At 52.4% G+C, this 5,157-nt stretch carries 5 protein-coding genes and 1 pseudogene; 3 read left to right on the top strand and 3 right to left on the bottom strand.

Annotated elements, in window-relative coordinates:
* Nucleotides 1–811, top strand: a pseudogene (locus tag BGO89_06270) (hypothetical protein).
* Between the two features lie 31 nt (nt 812–842).
* The gene (locus BGO89_06265) at nt 843–1,223 is read left to right on the top strand and encodes a hypothetical protein (GenBank protein OJX57497.1); all 381 of its coding nucleotides are present in this window, start codon (nt 843–845) and stop codon (nt 1,221–1,223) included.
* Nucleotides 1,224–1,333: 110 nt separating this feature from the next.
* Here BGO89_06265 and BGO89_06260 read toward each other — a convergent pair whose 3' ends face one another.
* A complete protein-coding gene (locus BGO89_06260) occupies nt 1,334–1,693 on the bottom strand; it encodes a hypothetical protein (protein ID OJX57496.1) in 360 nt (119 codons plus the stop codon).
* Between the two features lie 6 nt (nt 1,694–1,699).
* Between BGO89_06260 and BGO89_06255 the strand changes: the two genes are divergently transcribed.
* A complete protein-coding gene (locus tag BGO89_06255) occupies nt 1,700–2,107 on the top strand; it encodes a hypothetical protein (protein OJX57495.1) in 408 nt (135 codons plus the stop codon).
* A gap of 4 nt (nt 2,108–2,111) precedes the next feature.
* Here BGO89_06255 and BGO89_06250 read toward each other — a convergent pair whose 3' ends face one another.
* Nucleotides 2,112–2,852, bottom strand: a complete 741-nt coding sequence (locus tag BGO89_06250) for a restriction endonuclease (protein ID OJX57494.1) — start codon at nt 2,850–2,852, stop codon at nt 2,112–2,114.
* A 5-nt stretch (nt 2,853–2,857) separates the two neighbouring features.
* A complete protein-coding gene (locus BGO89_06245; GenBank protein OJX57493.1) occupies nt 2,858–4,564 on the bottom strand; it encodes a modification methylase PaeR7I in 1,707 nt (568 codons plus the stop codon).
* Nucleotides 4,565–5,157 lie beyond the last annotated feature (593 nt).

The following is a 5,157-nucleotide window of genomic DNA, read 5'->3' as shown; positions in this document are numbered from 1 at the left end:
TCTCGGCAAGGAATCGGACTACGAGACGGCACCGAAGTACGGTGTGGTGCATGCGGGCCTGTACCACGAGCGTCTCATGGACATGAGCGCGCGGAAGTACAGCAAGACGCAGGGGGCGTTCACGAGTGTGGATGCGCTGTGGGCAGGACAGGTAGACTATTCACCGTATGCCTATGCCTTCCACAATCCGATCAACTTCATGGACCCGAGTGGATATTCGGGTACACCGATCGATGGAGGTGGAGGACAAACGGGTGGTGGTACCGCAGGGGTACCGGGGCAGATTACCACAAAGGAAGTTGTTGTTTGGGGTGATCCTGATGCATGGTACTGGTACAACTACGTTGGTATTGATGGCCAGATCCGTGATAACTATCGGACGCAACAGCAGATATGGCTCAGTGAGAGTAATCAGCGAACGAACGAATCCAAGCAAATGCCAGGTCAGAACTATCTGCCCAAGTCATCGCTCCCCTCGATGGCTCCACCTGAACAGAGCATCAGGCCGACGAGCGCTCCAGTGCTGCAAAGAGACAGTAGGCCTTTTGATTGGACCGATGTCACAAAATATGCGAACGATGGCTTGGGAATGGTTAAAGAACTTCATCCCGACGTTACTGCGTTGAAAAGTGGTCAATGGTTGGATGCAGGTGGCAAGGTTTACAAGGTTGGTTTCCGAGGAAATCAATACATCTCGTCTACCATGATTAGCCAGCAGCAGGCATCCGCACTCGCTTCTGCGCCGGAGCGAAGCTGCACGGCTCAACTGGGAGGACATCCACTACCACAGCCACCCGCTCTACGTACGTGAAGGCAAGGGAGCCAGACGCCGGCTCGTGCCCATGCCCGTACGGGTAGCCCGTGATCTGGAACGCTACCAGAAGTCCGAACCACCCGTATCCTGGGAAGCACAGGAAGACGGGGAAGAGCACACCGGAACGCCCTTCATGTTCAACCAACGCGGACAACGCCTTAACGACGATGGTTGGCATTGGATACTGAAGACCATCACTAAGCGATCCGGGCTCCAGCGTCCCGTGTCCTTGCACTACCTGCGTCACAGTATCTCTACGCATCTTCTCGAAGACGGTCTTCCGCTGGCGCAAGTCCCGGACTTCCTTGGTCACAAGCATCTGGAGACCACCCAGGTGTACACGAAGGTCAGCGCGGGGCAACTCAAGAAGCTGCACTGCGAACCAGTGTCCGAAGAACACCTTCCGTGAGTATTCTACCCGATGATGACCTTCGGGAGTGTCTCCGAAGATCATATACGCACGGCACTACCGAAACCTACCTTAGGGACATCACGGCCTTCTGCTCCGTGGTGGCGAACTCAGCAACGGCTTCCAATAATGATGTTCTTGCCTACCTCGGAAGCCTTCGGCGACGCTACGGAGCATCTACCATCCAGAAGGTACTCTCCGCCTTGTGTGCGTTCTACGACGTCCTGCACGAACGTGGTATCCGCCCGGATAACCCTACGCGTTCGGTCCAACTCCGGGGACGTCCACGAAAGGATATGCAACTCCAGGACCTGCTGTCGGTCGACGATCTGGACCTCTTGGTCAAGACCACGGACGAGGCCCCAACTCCGCTGGAATACCGTCACTGTGTCCTGATGGGCCTGCTCGTCCACCAAGCCCTTACTCCTGCCGAACTGGAGAACCTGCGCACGACCGACGTCGATCTTCATTCCGGAATGATCACCATCAAGGCCTCGGCAACGCTCAATGGCCGGGAGCTACCGTTGAAGCCAACACAGATATTGCTGCTCCACCGCTACCTCGAAACCGAACGTCTGGCGATCATGGAGAGTCCTTCTGCGGATAACGACCACCTGCTCATCACCTCGTCCGGTCGTCCACTGACCCAGAACGACATCGGAAAACATCTGCACAAACACTACATCAACGTCTTCGGCAAGCGGAACATCAACCCTCAACTCATTCGCCAGAGCGTCATAGCCAACCTTCTGCGTCAGGGGCACGACGTACGTGTGGTGAAGGTCTTCGCTGGACACAAATACCCAAGCTCTACCGAACGCTACCAGCAGTCACAAGTGGACATCCATAAGGAAGCTGTGCAGGATCACCACCCGCTGAGGTAAAGAACTATCCTAGACGTGCGGCTTCTGCTGCAACGTGTCCAGCAAGTGACGTTATAAAGGTCTTCAGGTTGGTCATTTCCGAGAACGTGGTGAATACTCCCGTATTAATACCACTTCGTTCCGATGCCAGTACGGCTGCCGTGGTGTAGAGTTGTTCTTGTATCAGACGCTGACATAATAGATCGTATCGTTTTAAGTATGAGGCTTGATTGAACTCGGGGAAGACCGGAAAATGGGGGGACCTGTCGCGTACTATCGTCCGCGATTTGGCAGCATCTTCGACCATCATCAACCACCCGACAAAGGGGCGTGGCTGCTTGCCAAACGCTCCTTCACGATAAGCCGTCCACAGGTCATGGGCAGTACCAATAGCCTCTTCAACACGATTATTAAAGTTATTTCCGAAGGAGGGTCCAACTTGACTCTTCAATTCAATAGCGGCGACCAATTGATTTTGGTGGACGACCAAGACGTCCCAGAGCTTTGTCGGACGGAAGTATCCCGGAAGCGTCAGCATTGCTCTGTTCTGATAAACTTTCGCATGATCGAGACCATTGGCGCGAACAATGTCGATGACCAATGCAAGAAAGCCATCCATGTTCTTGCCACCAGTTACTCCAGCCCGTTCACCTTGATCAGTCTTGCCGGACTCTACCTGTTTTTGTCGAGCAGATTCTCGACTACCCCAGAAGGCTTTTACTGCCTCTTTCGCCTTTTGTTCATAGTTGACAAGATCAAGAGCCATAGTCCTTATGTGCCTCCAATGGCTGAACGTTCATCCGGCGTTAAATGGTAGAGCTCGTATACCGCTGCGTTACAAGCGTCAATATCGAACGATTGTGCGGACTGGACAAGACGGCAGCGCAAGGACTCCGATACATCATGCCAGAATGGGACATGAATTCGTCGCAAGTGCTGGGCTTGGAACCGCAGAAAGCCGCCGCGCATTTTCGTTGAATACATTGAAATGACAAGCTTCACTACATCGGACAGGAGCACAGCTTGCAGTGCATGCAAGTTCCAGTCCTTCGAAGTTATGTAGTACAAATTATGATGTGGATACAGAGTGCCATTTTCATATACTATGTGGGCATAACCCTTGATGTCAGGTATGAGCAACTTGGGCACTGAGGTGAGACCGGGATGAATGCGGTCAATCGTACGATACCATTGTGCCCGTGACTTTTGGGCGCAGTGCCGACGTAGTAGAATGTCTTTGTGTTGTTCGAGGTAGGCACGTAGTCGAGGGTGGTGTTTGAGGTCTACCAGTCCTCCCGTAGGAGAGAATGGATTGATCACACCATACCCTCGCCAGTTAACAGTACCTGAGGAAATATCCTTGGTCATTACCAAAGGAATCTTGCACTCGTCCTCGACGTCCAAGTCATCATACGCGGCAATGAAAACGCTGTCCGCTCCGGTTGCCACGCCTATTCCAACTTTACAGCCGGCTTGTTCAATCGTTGGATAAGTACGTTCCAAGCGTTTCATCAAGGATACCTGATCGTGCGATTGTATCAGCCATGGCTCGGCACCATTAGAAATATGAGGGATTTCTTCGATGGAGAGATTGGTAGGTGCCGTATGTTCATTCCGAAGTGCGGTTGCTAGCATTCGAAGGGTCTCACTGGTAATCTCGGGCTGATGGACGATTCGCGTAGGACCGCTGCGCTGCTTCGTAAAAATGGTGATGGCTGGATACGCGACGACACTCGACTGGAAAGCCGGCGTGTCGAACATATCGACATACACCTTAAGATGGTAGTTCTTATCGATGAGCTTTCGAAGTGGCCCCCCATAGCGATTCTTCATCCAGCGATCCGCACAGATGAAGCCTAAACTACCGCCCTCTTTGAGGAGTGTAAGTGAACGTTCAATGAATGCTACATAGATGTCCGCTCGATCGAACATTGTATGGAATCGTCGACGATATTCCGTCAGAAGTACAGGCGGAATACGTTCCTGTCGGATATATGGGGGGTTACCGACGACGAAGTCAAAGGTGTCATTTAACGGTAGTAGGAGGAAATCACCTTGGTACAGCCAGCGAGTAGTAAGCTCCTTTGCAGTGCTGATGTCCAACCCTTCTTCCACCAGTAGATTGATAACCGCTGTGGTGGTCAGTTCAAAGGTCGAACGGTGCAGTTCAACACCGACAAGGGCACTCGATAGATCGTCCAACGCAGTAGTGTTTGTACGTACATGACGCCATGATCGTACCAAACGCCTGATGATGGGCAACAGGAAATCGCCGCCACCAAACGAAGGCTCAAGAATGGTCTGCTGATAAAGGAATCTATCCTCGGTATAACCGACCAAGTCAAGAATGAATTCTACAACTTCAGTCCGCGTAAAGACCGCTCCACGTTCTTGTAGATTACCTGCGGCGGCCAAGGTTTCACTGGCTAGGCCATACGTCTTGGTGGTATCGAGGATGGTTGCGTTGGTGGTTGGCATTGGAGTTTTTCAGCTGGTGGGAAGAAGCGACGTGGTGCTGCACACGAATACGTATGTATTACACTGCCCTGTTCCCGTGACTCAAATTAGCCAATCCGCAGATAACAGTAGATTTAGCCCCCGCCGCTACGAGCTCACCGACCACCTCGGCTCGGTGCGCGGCGTCATCAGCGACATGAAGCTGCCGGACGGCGGCGGCGGTTTCAGGAGCGAGTTGTACACCGTCGCCGAATACGACGCCTACGGCATGGAGCGTCCCAACCGCTCCGTGGTACTGGCGGGCACGGCGGGTTTCTACCGCTAAGGTTTTCAAAGCAGATGCAGATGGATTGCACTGGATTCATGATGCTAATGAATACGGCGACTATATTGTGGGCAAACACAAGGGGTCAGTTGGAATATTCATTCCCTGGAATCAACTCAACAAAGTGAAATGAAGTATATGCCCATACTGCAGGAATACGTTGGGACGGATATCCCAATGTCATGGATGGATGTTGTGACTTTTGCGAACAGCGATGATCTTCCCCCGTTAGGCTTGTCAGGGTATGAGAACTCTAGATTTGCGAAAATAGTTGTTGTTCGAATTGGAC

The organism is Candidatus Kapaibacterium thiocyanatum, from assembly GCA_001899175.1.
Lineage (GTDB): Bacteria > Bacteroidota > Ignavibacteria > Kapaibacteriales > Kapaibacteriaceae > Kapaibacterium > Kapaibacterium thiocyanatum.
Note: the sequence above shows the minus strand (reverse complement) of the source record. Positions and strands in the feature narration are given on the sequence as shown.

Coding starts and splice junctions, on each gene's coding strand:
- BGO89_06265 (OJX57497.1), top strand. CDS start 843: ATGCCCGTACGGGTAGCCCGTGATCTGGAACGCTACCAGAAGTCCGAA.
- BGO89_06260 (OJX57496.1), bottom strand. CDS start 1,693: ATGAAGATCGACGTCGGTCGTGCGCAGGTTCTCCAGTTCGGCAGGAGT.
- BGO89_06255 (OJX57495.1), top strand. CDS start 1,700: ATGATCACCATCAAGGCCTCGGCAACGCTCAATGGCCGGGAGCTACCG.
- BGO89_06250 (OJX57494.1), bottom strand. CDS start 2,852: ATGGCTCTTGATCTTGTCAACTATGAACAAAAGGCGAAAGAGGCAGTA.
- BGO89_06245 (OJX57493.1), bottom strand. CDS start 4,564: ATGCCAACCACCAACGCAACCATCCTCGATACCACCAAGACGTATGGC.